The sequence below is a fragment of the Enterobacter sp. CCUG 70166 genome, from assembly GCF_020224095.1.
GTDB lineage: Bacteria > Pseudomonadota > Gammaproteobacteria > Enterobacterales > Enterobacteriaceae > Enterobacter > Enterobacter intestinihominis.
In genome coordinates, this window is the sequence record NZ_NRIQ01000006.1 from 1 (window position 1) to 15,553 (window position 15,553).

13 protein-coding genes and 1 pseudogene are annotated in these 15,553 nt (G+C 54.0%); 7 read left to right on the forward strand and 7 right to left on the reverse strand.

Annotation, left to right across the window (positions count from 1 at the left end; genetic code table 11):
- Positions 1–30 precede the first annotated feature (30 nt).
- From CKK19_RS03155 to CKK19_RS03170, 4 genes and pseudogenes are all read left to right on the forward strand, one after another.
- A pseudogene (locus tag CKK19_RS03155) lies at positions 31–153 on the forward strand (YadA-like family protein); the annotation flags it as partial.
- 206 nt (positions 154–359) lie between these two features.
- Positions 360–803: a hypothetical protein gene (locus tag CKK19_RS03160; RefSeq protein ID WP_022648666.1), complete on the forward strand. Its 444-nt coding sequence runs from the start codon at positions 360–362 to the stop codon at positions 801–803.
- A 311-nt stretch (positions 804–1,114) separates the two neighbouring features.
- Positions 1,115–2,491, forward strand: coding sequence for a diaminobutyrate--2-oxoglutarate transaminase (locus tag CKK19_RS03165; RefSeq protein ID WP_032623920.1), 1,377 nt, complete (start codon positions 1,115–1,117; stop codon positions 2,489–2,491).
- A gap of 18 nt (positions 2,492–2,509) precedes the next feature.
- Positions 2,510–3,976 carry a pyridoxal phosphate-dependent decarboxylase family protein gene (locus CKK19_RS03170; RefSeq protein ID WP_022648668.1) on the forward strand — a complete coding sequence of 489 codons (1,467 nt, stop codon included), beginning with the start codon at positions 2,510–2,512 and terminating at the stop codon, positions 3,974–3,976.
- Between the two features lie 52 nt (positions 3,977–4,028).
- Here the strand turns inward: CKK19_RS03170 and CKK19_RS03175 are convergent, their stop codons facing one another.
- The 3 genes from CKK19_RS03175 to CKK19_RS03185 are packed head-to-tail and all read right to left on the reverse strand — an operon-like array spanning position 4,029 to position 7,797.
- Positions 4,029–6,218: a polysaccharide biosynthesis tyrosine autokinase gene (locus tag CKK19_RS03175; RefSeq protein WP_063853848.1), complete on the reverse strand. Its 2,190-nt coding sequence runs from the start codon at positions 6,216–6,218 to the stop codon at positions 4,029–4,031.
- Positions 6,218–6,667, reverse strand: a complete 450-nt coding sequence (locus CKK19_RS03180; protein WP_063853849.1) for a protein tyrosine phosphatase — start codon at positions 6,665–6,667, stop codon at positions 6,218–6,220. The genes CKK19_RS03175 and CKK19_RS03180 overlap by 1 nt, the downstream gene beginning before the upstream one ends.
- Positions 6,667–7,797, reverse strand: coding sequence for a polysaccharide export protein (locus CKK19_RS03185; RefSeq protein ID WP_022648671.1), 1,131 nt, complete (start codon positions 7,795–7,797; stop codon positions 6,667–6,669). The genes CKK19_RS03180 and CKK19_RS03185 overlap by 1 nt, the downstream gene beginning before the upstream one ends.
- Before the next feature lie 455 nt (positions 7,798–8,252).
- Here CKK19_RS03185 and CKK19_RS03190 point away from each other — a divergent pair, with 455 nt between their 5' ends.
- Positions 8,253–8,585 (forward strand): RcnB family protein, encoded by a 333-nt coding sequence (locus CKK19_RS03190; RefSeq protein ID WP_022648672.1) that lies wholly within the window; start codon positions 8,253–8,255, stop codon positions 8,583–8,585.
- Positions 8,536–9,012: a GNAT family N-acetyltransferase gene (locus CKK19_RS03195; protein WP_032622520.1), complete on the forward strand. Its 477-nt coding sequence runs from the start codon at positions 8,536–8,538 to the stop codon at positions 9,010–9,012. The genes CKK19_RS03190 and CKK19_RS03195 overlap by 50 nt, the downstream gene beginning before the upstream one ends.
- 89 nt (positions 9,013–9,101) lie before the next feature.
- Here the strand turns inward: CKK19_RS03195 and apbC are convergent, their stop codons facing one another.
- Positions 9,102–10,211 (reverse strand): iron-sulfur cluster carrier protein ApbC, encoded by a 1,110-nt coding sequence (gene apbC / locus CKK19_RS03200; RefSeq protein ID WP_023300574.1) that lies wholly within the window; start codon positions 10,209–10,211, stop codon positions 9,102–9,104.
- Between the two features lie 137 nt (positions 10,212–10,348).
- On the opposite strand from apbC, the gene metG reads away from it, so the two are divergent.
- Positions 10,349–12,382, forward strand: coding sequence for a methionine--tRNA ligase (gene metG / locus CKK19_RS03205; protein WP_023300575.1), 2,034 nt, complete (start codon positions 10,349–10,351; stop codon positions 12,380–12,382).
- A gap of 108 nt (positions 12,383–12,490) precedes the next feature.
- Here metG and CKK19_RS03210 read toward each other — a convergent pair whose 3' ends face one another.
- The 3 genes from CKK19_RS03210 to CKK19_RS03220 are packed head-to-tail and all read right to left on the reverse strand — an operon-like array spanning position 12,491 to position 15,406.
- Positions 12,491–12,961, reverse strand: coding sequence for a DUF1456 family protein (locus tag CKK19_RS03210; protein ID WP_015572337.1), 471 nt, complete (start codon positions 12,959–12,961; stop codon positions 12,491–12,493).
- A gap of 46 nt (positions 12,962–13,007) precedes the next feature.
- The gene (gene btsR / locus CKK19_RS03215) at positions 13,008–13,727 is read right to left on the reverse strand and encodes a two-component system response regulator BtsR (RefSeq protein WP_022648676.1); all 720 of its coding nucleotides are present in this window, start codon (positions 13,725–13,727) and stop codon (positions 13,008–13,010) included.
- Positions 13,721–15,406, reverse strand: a complete 1,686-nt coding sequence (locus tag CKK19_RS03220; protein WP_003859271.1) for a sensor histidine kinase — start codon at positions 15,404–15,406, stop codon at positions 13,721–13,723. Before CKK19_RS03220 ends, btsR begins: the two co-directional genes overlap by 7 nt.
- Between the last annotated feature and the right edge of the window lie 147 nt (positions 15,407–15,553).

Below are 15,553 nucleotides of genomic sequence, written 5' to 3' on the forward strand. Positions count from 1 at the left end.
AGTTTTTGTTGACCACTTCACTTTAAAGACGAGCAAGCTGTTAGTGTGGGTGCATCCTTCCACGTTGGTAGCAACACCATCGTTAAAGCTGGCGTAAGCGATTCTACAAATAATGATCTTGCTATGGGCGCAGGCATCGGGATTGGCTTTTAAGAAAAACACGTAACTCGACTACATTCATAATAGAGGAAGCTTTTCAGGGCGACAGTACTTCGCTGATGGAAAGTATGATGATGGCCAATAACATGCTCAAACACATTTTTATTTCAGCTGCCCTGTATCTATTGCTTATTTCGGTCGGGGTCTGGATCGGCATTATGTACGTTTCTTATTATTTGTGTCGTTTTTAAGGTGATAAAATGAAAAAATCAATGATGCTAGTGTTAAGCGCTGCCGTACTTGCTGGGTGTATTTCGCCTGCACACGCCATTAGCGCACACTATCGTGCTCAGTTAGAGCGCTCGGGATGCACGCAAATTAGCGCTGGCGATGGATCTTGCGATATCAGCAAAACCAAAGCGGAAAACGCGGCACAACACGAACCAACGGCATCCGTACACGATCCCCTTCGCGAAGCCTCGTTCTCGTCGGATACGGTTAACGCTACCCTTTCTAACGGCTTTTTTAGCGCTACCGTGAACGGCAAAAAAGCCAGCGTTAAACGTCTGAATGCGAATTTCTATGAGATCCATGGTAACGGTTTTGTGATATCGATAAGCCTGGATGAAAACGGTATTACGGACGCGTCATGGAATAAAACAAAGGGACGTGAACACGGCGTTTTACGCGTTACCCAAAAATAAACAGTCTAAGGAGGCTCTCCGCCTCCTTTTAGCCTGCCAGGCGCACAATTTGCCACACTCTTTCATCTGATTTTACAATGCTGACAATCCATATATAACCCACTGTTTTTATTGAGAATAAACTGCATGTTTTTGCCGGAAAATGAGGTTATCCCCTCCCCTGTGCCCTGTGTCACAAAACAGTAAACAAATTAACCATTGAGCCCGGTGACAAAAGGCTCTATATTGGCGGCGTTTTTTTCAGGCCCCATCTGTTTTTTAACTTTTTATTCAATCGTTGCTCATAACGAAGCGGCGGTTGTAGGAGTGATATGATGACGGATAAAGTCCGTATTGACACCGTAGATGCCCACAAAAGCAACGAAACCTATCTGGCCCGTCAGGCCGAGTTTGAATCTAACGTCAGGAGTTATCCGCGCAAACTGCCTTTAGCGATCACGAAAGCAGAAGGCGTGTGGATCACCGATGCAGATAATAAAGAATACCTTGACTGTTTAGCAGGCGCAGGCACCCTCGCGCTTGGCCACAATCATCCTGATGTGCTGAAAAGCATCCAAAATGTCATTACCAGCGGCTTGCCGTTACATACCCTGGATCTGACTACGCCGTTGAAAGACGCGTTTTCAGAATACCTCCTCTCTCTGTTGCCTGGTCAGGGCAAAGAGTACTGTCTGCAATTCACTGGCCCGTCCGGGGCTGACGCCGTTGAAGCGGCGCTGAAGCTGGCGAAAAAAGTAACCGGTCGCAGCGGTATCATCAGTTTCTCTGGTGGTTACCACGGTATGACCCATGGTGCACTGTCCGTCACCGGTAACCTGTCTCCGAAAGAAGCGGTTGACGGTATGATGCCAGAAGTCCAGTTCATGCCTTACCCACACGAGTACCGCTGCCCACTGGGTATCGGTGGTGAAGCGGGCGTGAAGGCGCTGACCTACTACTTCGATAACCTGATCAACGACGTTGAAAGCGGCGTGCGTAAACCTGCCGCGGTGATCCTGGAAGCTGTTCAGGGCGAAGGCGGCGTGAACCCGGCTCCGGCTGAGTGGTTGCAGCGCATCCGTAAAGTGACTCAGGAACACGGCATTCTGCTGATCCTCGACGAAGTTCAGGCTGGCTTTGCCCGTACCGGTAAATTCTTTGCCTTCGAACACGCAGGCATTGAGCCTGACATCATCGTGATGTCCAAAGCAGTTGGCGGCGGTCTGCCACTGGCTGTGCTCGGTATCAAGAAGCAGTTCGATGCGTGGGCGCCTGGTCACCACACCGGTACCTTCCGCGGCAACCAGCTGGCGATGGCAACCGGTCTGACGACGCTGAAGATCCTGAAAGACCAGAATATCGCGGGCAAAGTTGCCGCACAGGGCGAATGGCTGAAAGGCCAGCTGAAAGAGATGGCGAAACGCTATCCGGTTATCGGCCACGTTCGCGGTCTGGGCATGATGATCGGTATTGAAATCGTTAAGCCACATGAAGCCGCCGACCACATGGGTTGCTTCCCGGGCGATGGCGAGCTGTCTGCACTGATCCAGAAGAAGTGCTTCGAAGCAGGCCTGATTCTGGAGCGTGGCGGCCGTAACGGTATCGTTCTGCGTCTGCTGCCGTCACTGCTGATCAGCGATGACGAGCTGAAAGTCTTCCTGGATAAATTCGAGCAGGCACTGCTTGCTGCGGGCGTTCGCCCGGCGTAACCGGAGTTGTTGATTACGATGTCTGATTCAAACCCAATTTTGTTCTCCTCTGCCCAGAGCATTGAAGCTTACCAGCAGGCGATTGAACAAAGCACTCAGGCTGTGATGCAGTGGCTGAAACAACCTGAGATGTACCAGGGCAAAACGGTCGCGGAGCTGCGCGACCGTATTAAGCTGGATTTCAACCCGAAAGGGCTGGGCAACGAAGCGGCGATTGAACGCGCCGTGGAGTTCTTCCTGAAAGACAGTTTGTCCGTTCATCACCCGCAGTGCGTGGCGCACCTGCACTGCCCAAGCCTGGTCGTAAGCCAGGCGGCGGAAGTGCTGATTAACGCCACCAACCAGAGTATGGACTCCTGGGATCAAAGCCCGTCCGCAACCATTATTGAGATCAAGCTGATCGAATGGCTGCGTACCCGCGTGGGTTATCAGGCTGGCGACGCAGGCGTCTTCACCAGCGGCGGCACCCAGAGTAACCTGATGGGCCTGATGCTGGCGCGTGATGCGTTCTTCGCGCGTCAGGGCCACTCGGTACAGCAGGACGGTCTGGTGGGCGATCTGCGCAAAATTCGCGTGCTGTGCTCTGAAAACGCCCACTTCTCCGTGCAGAAAAACATGGCGCTGATGGGCCTGGGCTACCAGTCCGTGGTGCAGGTGAAAACTGATGAATTCTCCCGCATGGATCTCACCGATCTGGCGGCGAAAATCGAACAGTGCAACGCGAACGGCGAACAGATTCTGGCGATTGTGGCCACGGCCGGCACGACGGATGCGGGTGCTATCGATCCGCTGCGTGCCATTGCCGAGCTGGCTGCGAAACAGAATATCTGGGTACACGTTGATGCGGCCTGGGGCGGCGCGCTGCTGATGTCTGAGCAGTATCGTCACTATCTGGACGGTATTGAACTTGTGGACTCCGTAACGCTGGACTTCCACAAGCAGTTCTTCCAGACCATCAGCTGCGGTGCCTTCTTGCTAAAAGAAGCACGTCATTATGAGCTGATGCGCTATCAGGCGGCTTACCTGAACTCTGAGTTCGATGAAGAAGCGGGCGTGCCTAACCTGGTTTCCAAATCTCTGCAAACCACCCGTCGTTTCGACGCGCTGAAACTGTGGATGAGCCTGGAAGCGCTGGGTCAGGAGCAATACGCGGCAATTATCGATCACGGCGTGACGCTGGCACAGCAGGTTGCGGCTTACGTAAAAGAGCAGTCTGCTCTGGAACTGGTTATGCAACCCCAGCTGGCAAGCGTGCTGTTCCGCTTCCGTCCGCAGACCCAGATGGCTGACGCCGGTATCGCCCTGCTGAACCAGAAAATTGGCGATGCACTGCTGGAATCCGGCCGCGCAAACGTCGGAGTGACCGAGCATAACGGCGTCACCTGCCTGAAGCTGACCCTGCTGAACCCAACCGTGACGCTGGAGGACGTTAAAGTCCTGCTGTCTCTGGTTGAGCGTACCGCGCAGGAAGTGATGGCGAAGTAATGCTTTTCCCTCTCCCATCCGGGAGAGGGTTTATTATCCCGTCCTGACGCCCCTATCCTTTTTTCCTCGAAGCATAACCGTAGTCATACTGGCTGTACCCCGAGCTGTAAAACAGCGCTGCGGATTTAACAATATCGTTGAGGATTGTGCCGCTGACCTTCACGCCAACGTGCTGTAGACGTTTAACGGTATTCTCCATCTCTTTCACGCTGGTTTTATCGTAACGGGCAACCATTAGCGTTGTTCCGGCTGCTCTGGCAACCAGCGCGGCATCATTGACGGCAAGAACTGGGGGTGTATCGATGATGACAATGTCATATTGCTCGTTAACCCAGGACATGATGTCAATGAACCGTTCGCTTAACAGCATTTCTAACGGACGCAGGGGTTCCGGGCCGCAGGTGATGACGTCAATTCCCCCTTTTTCAGCATGCTGAATGACCTCCCCAAAGTCGCGCTTCCCTTCCAGCAGGCAGGATAATCCGTGGCGGTTCTCCAGGCCAAAAATATTATGCACATAACCCTGGCGCATATCCGCATCAATAAACAGCGCCCGCTGACCGCTCTGCCCGGCAATGGCCGCCAGGTTCGTCGCCACCAGTGTTTTTCCGCAGTCCTGCGTGGGGCCAGAAATCATCACAATGCGATTTTCAGCCTCCATCATGGTGAAATGCAGACTGGTTCGCAGCCCGCGTACCGCTTCAACAAACATATCAGCAGGTCGATCGACTGGCAGGAAAGGTACATCCGAGGTTTTGTGTGTCCAGCGACGAGAAAACGGATTTTTTCTGCGCAAATGCGTTTTACTCCACAGCCACTGTGAACGTGGTAACGTCGCCAGAACCGGCATCCCCTGCGCTTCCAGCTGTTCGGAAAGCGTGATCCCACGTTTGAACGCCTGACGTACCAGTACGGTCCCCATTGAAAGGATGAGCCCGAACAGCACGCCAAGCGCAATGATTAGCGCTTTTCGCGGTTTTATCGGATCCGAGAGTGTAACCGCCTCATCAATGATCCTCACGTTCCCGACAGCGCTGGAGCGGGAAATATTCAGCTCCTGCTGACGCGTCAAAAGCTGTAAATAAATCGTGCGGCCCGACTCAACATCGCGGCTCAGGCGTAAAATCTCCTGCTGCGTGGAGGGCATCGAGGACACACGGTTATTAAGACGATCCCGTTCCCGCACAAGGGTTTGTCTTTTTTCATGCAATGCACGGTAGGTAGGGTGACTCTTTTTAAAGAGCTGGGAAATTTCTGCCTCCCGGAACGTCAGCTCATTTAGCTGATTCTCAACGTTCACAACCTGATCCAGGACGGATTTTGCCTCTAAAGACAGATCCACAGAGTCGCGCTGCGCCCGGTAGGCATTCAGCCGCGCTTCAGCCTGATCCAGGTCCGCTCTGATTTTCGGTAACTGCTCCTGTAAAAAATCCAGACTACGCGAATCCTGAGCCTCCTGGCGCGCGATATTTTGCTGAAGATAATTTTCAGCTATCGCATTCAGCACCCGGGCGATTTTGTCAGGATCTTCACCCGTCAGGGTTAAGGTCACAATACCGCTCTGTTTCTCCGATTCCACGACCGTCAGACGCTTCTTCAGTGCATTGATCGTCTCCAGGCGCGTCAACGACTTAAGCGAAAACTGTGTGCCTGGCGTCGCCTCAATCGAAGTCACCCGCAGCACGATCCCTTGCGTAACCAGCGTTTTACCAACCTGGCCGTCTGCCTCAATGTTTTCGCCCGTCAGGTGATACCTTCCCGCTTCCTGTACGGTCAGCGTGAGTTCTTGCGCTTTGCCCTCCACCTGCGGGATCTGGAGTTCGCCTAACGTTATGTTGCCCTGGCCACGCCCTTGCAGACGCTGCCAGAGACGCCCCACCACAGGCAAAACGCGCTGCTTTGCCTGATACGTCAGATCTAATTTGTCGACGGTCTCGCCGAGGATCATGCGAGATTTCAACAGTAAAATTTCAGGGGCAACATCCGGCGAAATATCAGTGCCCAGCTGGCTCAAGCCTTTGAGCAGGCCGTTATCCTGTTTGCTTTCTATTTGCACCATAGCATCCGCCTGATAAACAGGTGGCGTAACCCAGGCATAGAGGCCCGCGCATAAAGTGAAAAGGAAAGTCACGCACAATATCATCGTGCGGTGGTCGATCATTTCGCCGAGCAAACGAACGAGATCGATTTCATTTTGTTCGGGTGCCCCTGCACCATAACTGTCTGTTGTGTAAGACGACATTAATGCTTCATTCCTTTCTGTCCTAAACGACGTGCCCATTCCTGGCTGGCTTTACCCAATAGCCCGAACACATATTCAAACGCTTCACGGCTTTTACGATAGGGATCTGGGATATCCTGCGGCTCCAGCCACTGCCCAAAAAGCAGCGACTTCCCCCTGTTTTCCGGCGCCATGGCTGCAATGAAGCGAAGATGTTCCGGCTCCATAACCAGGATGAGATCGGATCCCTGCATCAGGCTGCGTGTCAGCCTGCGCGCCACATGACCGTCGAGGGAGATCCCATGCCGCCAGGCCACGTCCTGGGCGCACTCATCCGCCGGATACCCCTCAAGGCCAAGTATTCCCGCCGAGGTGATGTGTCTGTCGGGCAAGTGCTGGCGCAAAAGCCGTTCTCCAATCGGAGAACGGCAGACATTTCCGGTACATACCACGAGTATTGATTCGAACATTATTGCGGCCACGATCTGATATAACGAACCGTTTCGGTGAGGTCATGCACCCCGCTGATTGTCGGAACAAGCTGTGTTATTACGCGATTCCAGCGGGAGAGTGGAGCAGTGGTGACATAGACAATGTCGTAAGGCTCAAGCTGAAACTCGGTGCCCAGCACCATGGCCGAAGCGTCTTTTGCATTCAGTTGATAGATATTCGCAATTTTCCCGGACTCGCGTACCGAGCGGATAACAAAAATACCCGTCGCATCAGCCATATTCTGGTCCAGGCCACCGGCATTGCCGAGCGCTTCAGCCAACGTCATGCCGCTGCGATCCATCTTCAGCGTGCTCTGTTTAACAACTTCGCCCATCACGAATACTTTCAGCGCATCGTTGCGGGGAATAAACAAGATGTCGCCAGGGTTGAGCAGCTTATTCTGGGTTAAATCGCCATGCTGCATCAGGGCATACAGGGAAATTCGGGAATCCTGACCGTTGTGAGTCAGCACCACGTTCCGCCAGTCCGCATCAGCAGTAAGCCCACCTGCGGCATTAACGGCATCCATAACCGTCAGTGGAATGTTGGTGATGGCCTGCTGGCCAGATTTCGCCACTTCTCCCGTAACGTAGGCTTTTTGCGAACGGAAAGCGGCAACGCTGACGTCGACCTGGGGGCTTTCAATGACGTTATCCAGCCGCGCGGTGATCTCCTCGCGCACTCTGGAAACCGTTTTTCCCGCCACGTGCAGTTTACCCACGTAAGGATAAAAGAGCGTGCCATCGGCATTGACCCAGTTTCCCGTATCGCTTGCGCTGCGATACTGTCCCGCGGGCGTAGTCAGCTCCGGGTGATCCCAGACGGTGACCGTCAGGATGTCACCGATTCCAATACGGTATTCCCAGTTTTTGACCTGCTCATCAAGATTAGGATTTGCCTGAGATTTAGCTGCTGCGGGACGTAGTTTCTCAATTAATCCGGGCGTAAGTGGATAAATTTCGATTTGTTTATCTAAACTATTATTGAGATCAGCCGGCGCAATTATTTTTTTGCCTGCGGAACTTAACGTTTGGCCAGGAGAAATTACGCACCCCGCCAACTGACTTATTGCTAAGAATATTACAGATAATGCTGTTGTGTTTTTCATTTATATATACTTATCATCCCTGCTCGTAGCGAACGCCCGACGGGGCGCAGCCCTGCGCTAACCCACGCTTGAAATAAGTTTCTTTTCAACGGAATACTAAAACGTAATCTAAAAGTGAAGACACGAATTGCCCGATCTGTGACGGGCAATTAATTAAAATATAATCTTCCTGAAAATCTTAAAGCCTGTGGCAAAAAAAAGCACGATCTACAGTTTATAAAATTACGGCAACAATGTATTTTCAGAATTAATTCAGCAAAACGATAGTTACAATGAATTATTCCCGTCAGCACGCATTCATATCAAAAATACTCACAACCGCTGGCACTACACAAAACCGTTCACTTTTGTTACATTTTTTTTCAAACACACCCTGTTTTGATACTTAAAATGGGCTGTCTGCCGCACTGTCCCCCGCAGACAAGCGTATCCATAACGATATCACTGGAGAAAAAATGGCTAAGCGTAAATTGGTGCTTCTGGGTGTATTACTGTCTCTGGCGGGCTCCGCATTCGCAGCCCCGCAAACGGCCGCCGCGCCTTCCGGCATTAAGGCTTATGAAGAGCAGGAGTTCATCGCCGACTTCACCAAATTTAAGATTGGCGATACCGCGCCCGCGCAGTATCAGACGCCAGAGTACACCATCAAACAGTACCAGCTACGTAACCTTCCCGCGCCCGATGCCGGTACGCACTGGACCTACATGGGTGAAAATTATGTTCTGATTGGCGATGCTGATGGCAAAATCTACAAAGCCTATAACGGAGATATTTTCTATCACCGCTGATACGATGATCCGGCCCTGGCAGGAGGACGACCGGCCATTTCTGCGCACGCTGTACCTGCATGCACGACGCGTGGCCTGGCCATGGCTGGACAATTCTGAATGGCAGCTTGAGGATTTTGACGCCGCAACGCGTGACGAGCAGATCTGGGTTGCGATTCACGACGGTCACCGGGTAGGGTTTGCCTCCGTCTGGGAAAATGATAACTTTTTGCACAATCTGTTTGTCGACCCGCAGTATCAGCGTCTGGGAGTTGGCCGTTTGTTACTGGAACAAGTACAGAGGACGTTTACCAGTACAGGCGCGCTGAAGTGTCTGGTGAAGAATGAGCGGGCGGTTGCGTTTTACCAGCGCCACGGCTGGCACATTGAGGCGACGGGGGATTCTCCGGAAGGAGAGTATTATTTGATGCACTATCGGCTTGGGTAAAGTCAGGTGGCGCTAAGCTTACCTGACCTACAAAATCGAGGTAGGCCGGGTAAGGCGAGGCCGCCACCCGGCACTGACGCGCAGAGGCGTTACACCGCGCGGAAGGCGATCTCGCTCGGGATCACGTCCCCCTGCCAGTACAGTTGCGCCGCAACGCGCCCCGCCAGCTGACGATAGATTTCCGTGAATTCGCTATCAGGACGGCTGACCACCGTCGGCTTACCGCTATCCAGATCTTCACGCAGTGTGATATGCAGCGGCAGTTGCCCCAGCAGTTGGGTGTGATATTGCGCCGCCAGCTTCTCCGCACCGCCGGTACCGAAGATCGGCTCATGGTGTCCACAGTTGCTGCAAATGTGCATGCTCATGTTTTCGACGATGCCGAGTACCGGCACCTCCACCTTCTCGAACATCACGATGCCTTTTTTGGCGTCGATCAGCGCGATATCCTGCGGCGTGGTGACCACGACGGCGCCGGTGACCGGAATGTTCTGCGCCAGCGTCAGCTGGATATCACCGGTGCCCGGCGGCATGTCCAGCACCAGATAATCGAGGTCAGGCCACATTGTCTCCTGCAACATTTGCAGCAAAGCTTTGCTGGCCATCGGGCCGCGCCAGACCATTGCGTTATCGTCCGTGACCAGGTAACCAATGGAGTTGGTCGCCAGACCGTGCGCCACGATCGGCGCCATGTGGGTACCGTCCGGCGAAGTTGGACGCTGGTTTTCAGCACCCAGCATGTTCGGAATGGACGGGCCATAAATATCAGCATCCAGAATGCCGACTTTCGCCCCTTCTGCCGCCAGCGCAAGCGCCAGGTTCACGGCGGTCGACGATTTACCCACCCCACCCTTGCCAGAACTGACGGCGATGATGTTCTTCACGCCGTTAACGCCCGGCTGATTTTTCACGCGCTTGAGCGTGGCGATGCTGTGGCTTAGCTTCCAGTCAATTGCTTTTGCGCCAGTAATGCGCAGCAGCTCAGAACTGGTTTGCTCTTTCAGGGCATCAAAGGCGCTGGTCCAGACGAACGGCATCTGCAGCTCAATGTGCAGCGTATCGTCCAGCCATGCGACATGATGAAGCGCTTTCAGCGTCGTGAGATTGTGCTTCAGGGTTGGATGCTGAAAATTAGCCAGCGTCCCGGCGACCATTGCTCGTAAGGCTTCCGGTGATTTGGCCTGGGATTGAGAACTCATCCCGACTCCTTTGTTCTTGTGAATAAGACCTTAGATGAACAAGTTTACCTGAAAGGCCGTGGTTTGTGCTTACTTAATAATGCCCCTTTTGGTAATATCGAAAACCCTTTTCACAGTTAAAAGAAGTAATGCCTACTATGACTCAAGTCGCGAAAAAAATTCTGGTAACGTGCGCCCTGCCGTACGCCAACGGCTCAATCCACCTCGGCCACATGCTGGAGCATATCCAGGCTGATGTCTGGGTCCGTTACCAGCGAATGCGCGGCCACGAGGTGAACTTCATCTGTGCGGACGATGCCCACGGCACCCCAATCATGCTGAAAGCGCAGCAGCTGGGAATTTCCCCGGAACAGATGATCGCCGAAATGAGTCAGGAGCATCAGACCGATTTTGCTGGCTTTGACATCAGCTATGACAACTATCACTCCACGCACAGCGACGAGAACCGCGAGCTGTCAGAGCTGATCTACACCCGTCTGAAAGAGAACGGTTTCATTAAAAACCGCACCATCTCTCAGCTGTACGATCCGGAAAAAGGCATGTTCCTGCCGGACCGTTTCGTCAAAGGCACCTGTCCGAAATGTAAATCCCCGGACCAGTACGGCGATAACTGCGAAGTGTGTGGCGCGACCTACAGCCCGACCGAGCTTATCGAGCCGAAATCCGTGGTTTCCGGCGCAACGCCGGTGATGCGTGACTCCGAGCACTTCTTCTTCGACCTGCCGTCGTTCAGCGAAATGCTGCAGGCGTGGACCCGCAGCGGCGCGCTGCAGGAGCAGGTGGCGAACAAGATGCAGGAGTGGTTTGAATCCGGTCTGCAGCAGTGGGATATCTCCCGCGATGCGCCATACTTCGGCTTCGAAATCCCGAACGCGCCGGGCAAATATTTCTACGTCTGGCTGGATGCACCAATCGGCTACATGGGCTCCTTCAAGAACCTGTGTGACAAGCGCGGCGATACCCTAAGCTTCGACGAGTACTGGAAGAAAGATTCCACCGCCGAGCTGTACCACTTCATCGGCAAAGACATCGTTTACTTCCACAGCCTGTTCTGGCCAGCGATGCTGGAAGGCAGCAATTTCCGCAAGCCGACTAACCTGTTCGTACACGGCTACGTAACGGTCAACGGTGCGAAGATGTCCAAATCTCGCGGGACGTTTATTAAGGCCAGCACCTGGCTGAACCACTTCGATGCGGATAGCCTGCGCTACTACTACACCGCGAAGCTCTCTTCCCGCATCGACGATATCGACCTGAATCTGGAAGATTTCGTGCAGCGCGTGAACGCGGACATCGTCAACAAGGTGGTGAACCTGGCGTCCCGTAACGCAGGTTTTATCGCTAAACGCTTTGACGGCGTGCTCTCTGCCGAACTGGCCGATCCTGAGCTGTATAAAACCTTCACCGACGCCGCCGCTGCGGTTGGCGAAGCCTGGGAAAGTCGTGAATTTGGTAAAGCCATTCGCGAAATCATGGCGCTGGCAGACGTGGCCAACCGATATGTCGACGAGCAGGCACCATGGGTGGTGGCGAAACAGGAAGGCCGCGACGCCGACTTGCAGGCGATCTGCACCATGGGTCTGAACATGTTCCGCGTGCTGATGACCTGGCTGAAGCCGGTTCTGCCGCAGCTGGCAGCCCGCGCGGAAGCATTCCTGAACACCGAACTGACCTGGGATGCCATCCAGCAGCCGCTGCTCGGCCACAAGGTGAACACCTTCAAGGCACTGTATAACCGCATCGAGATGAAACAGGTTGACGCGCTGGTGGAAGCATCAAAAGAAGAGGTGAAAGCGGCTGCCGCGCCGGTGACCGGCCCGCTGGCGGACGATCCGATTCAGGAGACCATCACCTTTGATGATTTCGCCAAAGTCGACCTGCGCGTGGCGCTGATCGAAAACGCGGAGTTCGTGGAAGGTTCTGACAAACTGCTGCGTCTGACGCTGGATCTGGGCGGCGAGAAACGTAACGTCTTCTCCGGCATTCGTTCCGCGTACCCTGATCCGCAGGTGCTGATCGGTCGTCAGACCGTGATGGTGGCAAACCTGGCGCCGCGTAAAATGCGCTTCGGCATCTCTGAAGGGATGGTGATGGCCGCAGGCCCGGGCGGAAAAGACATCTTCCTGTTAAGCCCTGACGAAGGCGCGAAGCCGGGTCAGCAGGTGAAGTAATAAAAAAGCCGGATGAGAATCCGGCTTTTTTTTGCCCGGCGGCGCTACGCTTGCACGGGCCAACGAGTTTTTAGGCCGGGTAAGGCGAGGCCGCCACCCGGCTAAAAATCACCCCTTCTGGTTATGCACCCGCTGCGTCAACCCACGCAGGAAATAACGCAGAAACTGATCCCCACACTCGCGGTAATTTTTATGATCCGGCGCGCGCATCATGGCGGTGATTTCCGGCATCGACACGCGAAATTTCTGCTCGGTCATGATCGCCAGAATGTCGTCAGTTTTCAGGGAGAACGCAATACGCAGCTTTTTCAGCACCGTGTTGTTATTCACTCGACGCTCCAGCGCCAGCTCAGGCGCAGATTCATCTTTGCCGCGCTTGTCGTAGATCAGGCCGTTCAGGAAGCCCGACAGAATGATGTCCGGGCAGCGAACAAAACCCTCTTCATCTTCTTTAGTCATCCAGGTGTCGAACCCGGCGGACGTGGATTCCATGTCGGAGAGCGCAAGAATGCGCACCATGTCATTATTGTTCGCTTTCAGGGTGTAGCGCAGGCTACGAAGAATATCGTTACTTAGCATAGAGCCTTCGAATGTCGATGATGCAATGGCGCGCAGTGTACCAGTTTTACAGCCCTATCGCCTCTTTCAAACTTTTCAGATAGCGACGACTGACGGGCACGGTTTGCCCTGCACGTAGCACCAGTTCGGCCTGGCCGTTATCTTCCAGGCGGATCTCCTTCAGGTGCGCCATGTTCACCAGGTACTGACGATGGCAGCGGATCAGCGGCGTGCGGCTCTCCAGCGTGCGTAACGTAAGCTCGGTAAAGCCTTCGTTGCCTTCAGCGCTGGTGACGTATACCCCGCTCAGACGACTGCTGACAAAGGCAACGTCGTCCATTTGCAGGAGGTAAATCCGGCTGTGCCCGGTACAGGGGATAAACTTCAGGGGCTGCTGATGCTCCGGCAGCAGCGTCACGTCCTGCGCGGTACGCTCCTGGCGCAGACGGGTCAGGGTCTTTTCAAGGCGTTTCTCTTCAATCGGTTTCAGCAGATAATCAAACGCGTGCTCTTCAAACGCCTTTACCGCGTACTCATCAAAGGCCGTCAGAAAGACGATATAGGGACGGTGCTCCGGGTCGAGCATGCCGACCATCTCCAGACCGCTGATGCGCGGCATCTGAATATCGAGGAACAGCACGTCCGGGCGCAGTTTATGCACCGCACCGATGCCTTCAATGGCATTGGCGCATTCCCCCACGACCTCAATATCACTCTGCTCCTGCAACAGGACACGCAGGTTTTCCCGTGCTAACGGCTCATCATCAACAATCAGCACTCTTAACATGCGTTCTCCTCCAGCGGCAATCGTAAGGTAATTCGGGTATAGCGGTCTGGCTCACAGGCGACGGTGATACCGCAGTCATCACCAAAATGTGCGCGCAGGCGCTTATCCACCAGGCTCATGCCCAGACCGCCTGACGCGGAGGCTTCATACAGCCCCGCGTTATCTTCAATATCCAGCACCAGATGGTGGTTAAAACGGGAAGCGGAAATCATGATTTCTCCGGTTCCCAGCAGCTGCGACGTCCCATGCTTAATGGCGTTCTCCACAATCGGTTGCAGGGTAAAGGCCGGAAGATGCTGATACGCCAGCTCATCCGGGACGGATAACGACACCTGTAAACGTGACTGGAAGCGCGCTTTTTCAATTTGCAGATAGGCGTTTACATGCTCAATCTCGTCCGCGAGGGTGACGATCTCCGAGGGACGCTTCAGGTTTTTGCGAAAAAATGTCGACAGAAATTGCACCAGCTGCGCGGCCTGATCGCTGTCGCGGCGGATCACCGCCTTCAGCGTGTTGAGCGCGTTAAACAGGAAATGCGGATTCACCTGAGCGTGCAGGAGCTTAATTTCTGACTGCGTCAGCAGCGCTTTTTGCCGTTCATACTGCCCCGCCAGGATTTGCGCCGAAAGCAGCTGGGCGATACCCTCCCCCAGCGTGCGGTTGATGGAGCTGAACAGGCGATTTTTGGCTTCGTAAAGCTTAATGGTGCCCATGACGCGCTGGTTTTCGCCCCGCAGGGGAATAACCAGCGTAGAGCCAAGTTTGCACTGCGGATGCAGGGAACAGCGGTACGGCACTTCATTCCCGTCGGCATACACCACTTCACCCGTTTCAATAGCGCGCAGGGTATAGGCCGAGGAGATCGGTTTGCCCGGCAGATGGTGGTCGTCGCCGGTACCGGTAAACGCCAGCAGCTTCTCGCGATCGGTAATCGCCACGGCTCCGATATCCAGCTCTTTATACAGCACCTGCGCCACCTTCATGCTGTTCTCCTCGTTGAATCCCTGCCGCAGGATCCCTTCCGTCGACGCCGCAACTTTTAAGGCGGTGGCAGAAAATGCCGAGGTGTATTTTTCGAACATGGCGCGTTTGTCGAGCAGAATGCGCATAAACAGCGCCGCACCAACGGTATTGGTGACCATCATCGGTGCGGCAATGCTGCTGACCAGATGTAACGCATCGTCAAACGGGCGCGCGATCAGCAGGATGATCGCCATCTGCGCCATTTCCGCCACGAAGGTGATCGCCCCGGCGGTAAGGGGACTGAACACTTTATCCGGCCGTCCGCGCTTAATCATATAGCTGTGGACGAGACCACCGAGCAGCCCTTCGACAATGGTGGAGATCATGCAGCTTAGTGCCGTCATACCGCCCATCGAATAGCGGTGCAGGCCGCCGGTTAACCCCACCAGACCGCCCACGACCGGGCCTCCGAGCAGCCCGCCCATTACCGCGCCAATGGCGCGCGTATTGGCGATGGAATCTTCAATATGGAGACCAAACCAGGTCCCCATAATGCAGAATATGGAAAATACGACGTAGCAGAGGAATTTGTGCGGCAGACGGACGGTGACCTGCATCAGCGGGATAAACAGGCGCGTTTTGCTCATCAACCAGGCGATGACAAGGAACACGCACATCTGCTGAAGCAACAGCAGCACCAGATTAAACTCGTACATACTCACAAACCGCACATTCTAAAAACGCGTAACATACACTGATAGCGGTTAACTTTCTTTGAAACGTGCCAAAAAAGCGATAAATCGTGTCCGTCATCACACCTTTTGCCGGAGATAACCTGTCTTTCGTATAATTTGTACAAAAAA

Bases quoted from the DNA above. Each gene is read 5' to 3' on its own strand.
- CKK19_RS03160 (WP_022648666.1), top strand. From the start codon at position 360: ATGAAAAAATCAATGATGCTAGTGTTAAGCGCTGCCGTACTTGCTGGG.
- CKK19_RS03165 (WP_032623920.1), top strand. From the start codon at position 1,115: ATGATGACGGATAAAGTCCGTATTGACACCGTAGATGCCCACAAAAGC.
- CKK19_RS03170 (WP_022648668.1), top strand. From the start codon at position 2,510: ATGTCTGATTCAAACCCAATTTTGTTCTCCTCTGCCCAGAGCATTGAA.
- CKK19_RS03175 (WP_063853848.1), bottom strand. From the start codon at position 6,218: ATGTCGTCTTACACAACAGACAGTTATGGTGCAGGGGCACCCGAACAA.
- CKK19_RS03180 (WP_063853849.1), bottom strand. From the start codon at position 6,667: ATGTTCGAATCAATACTCGTGGTATGTACCGGAAATGTCTGCCGTTCT.
- CKK19_RS03185 (WP_022648671.1), bottom strand. From the start codon at position 7,797: ATGAAAAACACAACAGCATTATCTGTAATATTCTTAGCAATAAGTCAG.
- CKK19_RS03190 (WP_022648672.1), top strand. From the start codon at position 8,253: ATGGCTAAGCGTAAATTGGTGCTTCTGGGTGTATTACTGTCTCTGGCG.
- CKK19_RS03195 (WP_032622520.1), top strand. From the start codon at position 8,536: ATGGCAAAATCTACAAAGCCTATAACGGAGATATTTTCTATCACCGCT.
- apbC (WP_023300574.1), bottom strand. From the start codon at position 10,211: ATGAGTTCTCAATCCCAGGCCAAATCACCGGAAGCCTTACGAGCAATG.
- metG (WP_023300575.1), top strand. From the start codon at position 10,349: ATGACTCAAGTCGCGAAAAAAATTCTGGTAACGTGCGCCCTGCCGTAC.
- CKK19_RS03210 (WP_015572337.1), bottom strand. From the start codon at position 12,961: ATGCTAAGTAACGATATTCTTCGTAGCCTGCGCTACACCCTGAAAGCG.
- btsR (WP_022648676.1), bottom strand. From the start codon at position 13,727: ATGTTAAGAGTGCTGATTGTTGATGATGAGCCGTTAGCACGGGAAAAC.
- CKK19_RS03220 (WP_003859271.1), bottom strand. From the start codon at position 15,406: ATGTACGAGTTTAATCTGGTGCTGCTGTTGCTTCAGCAGATGTGCGTG.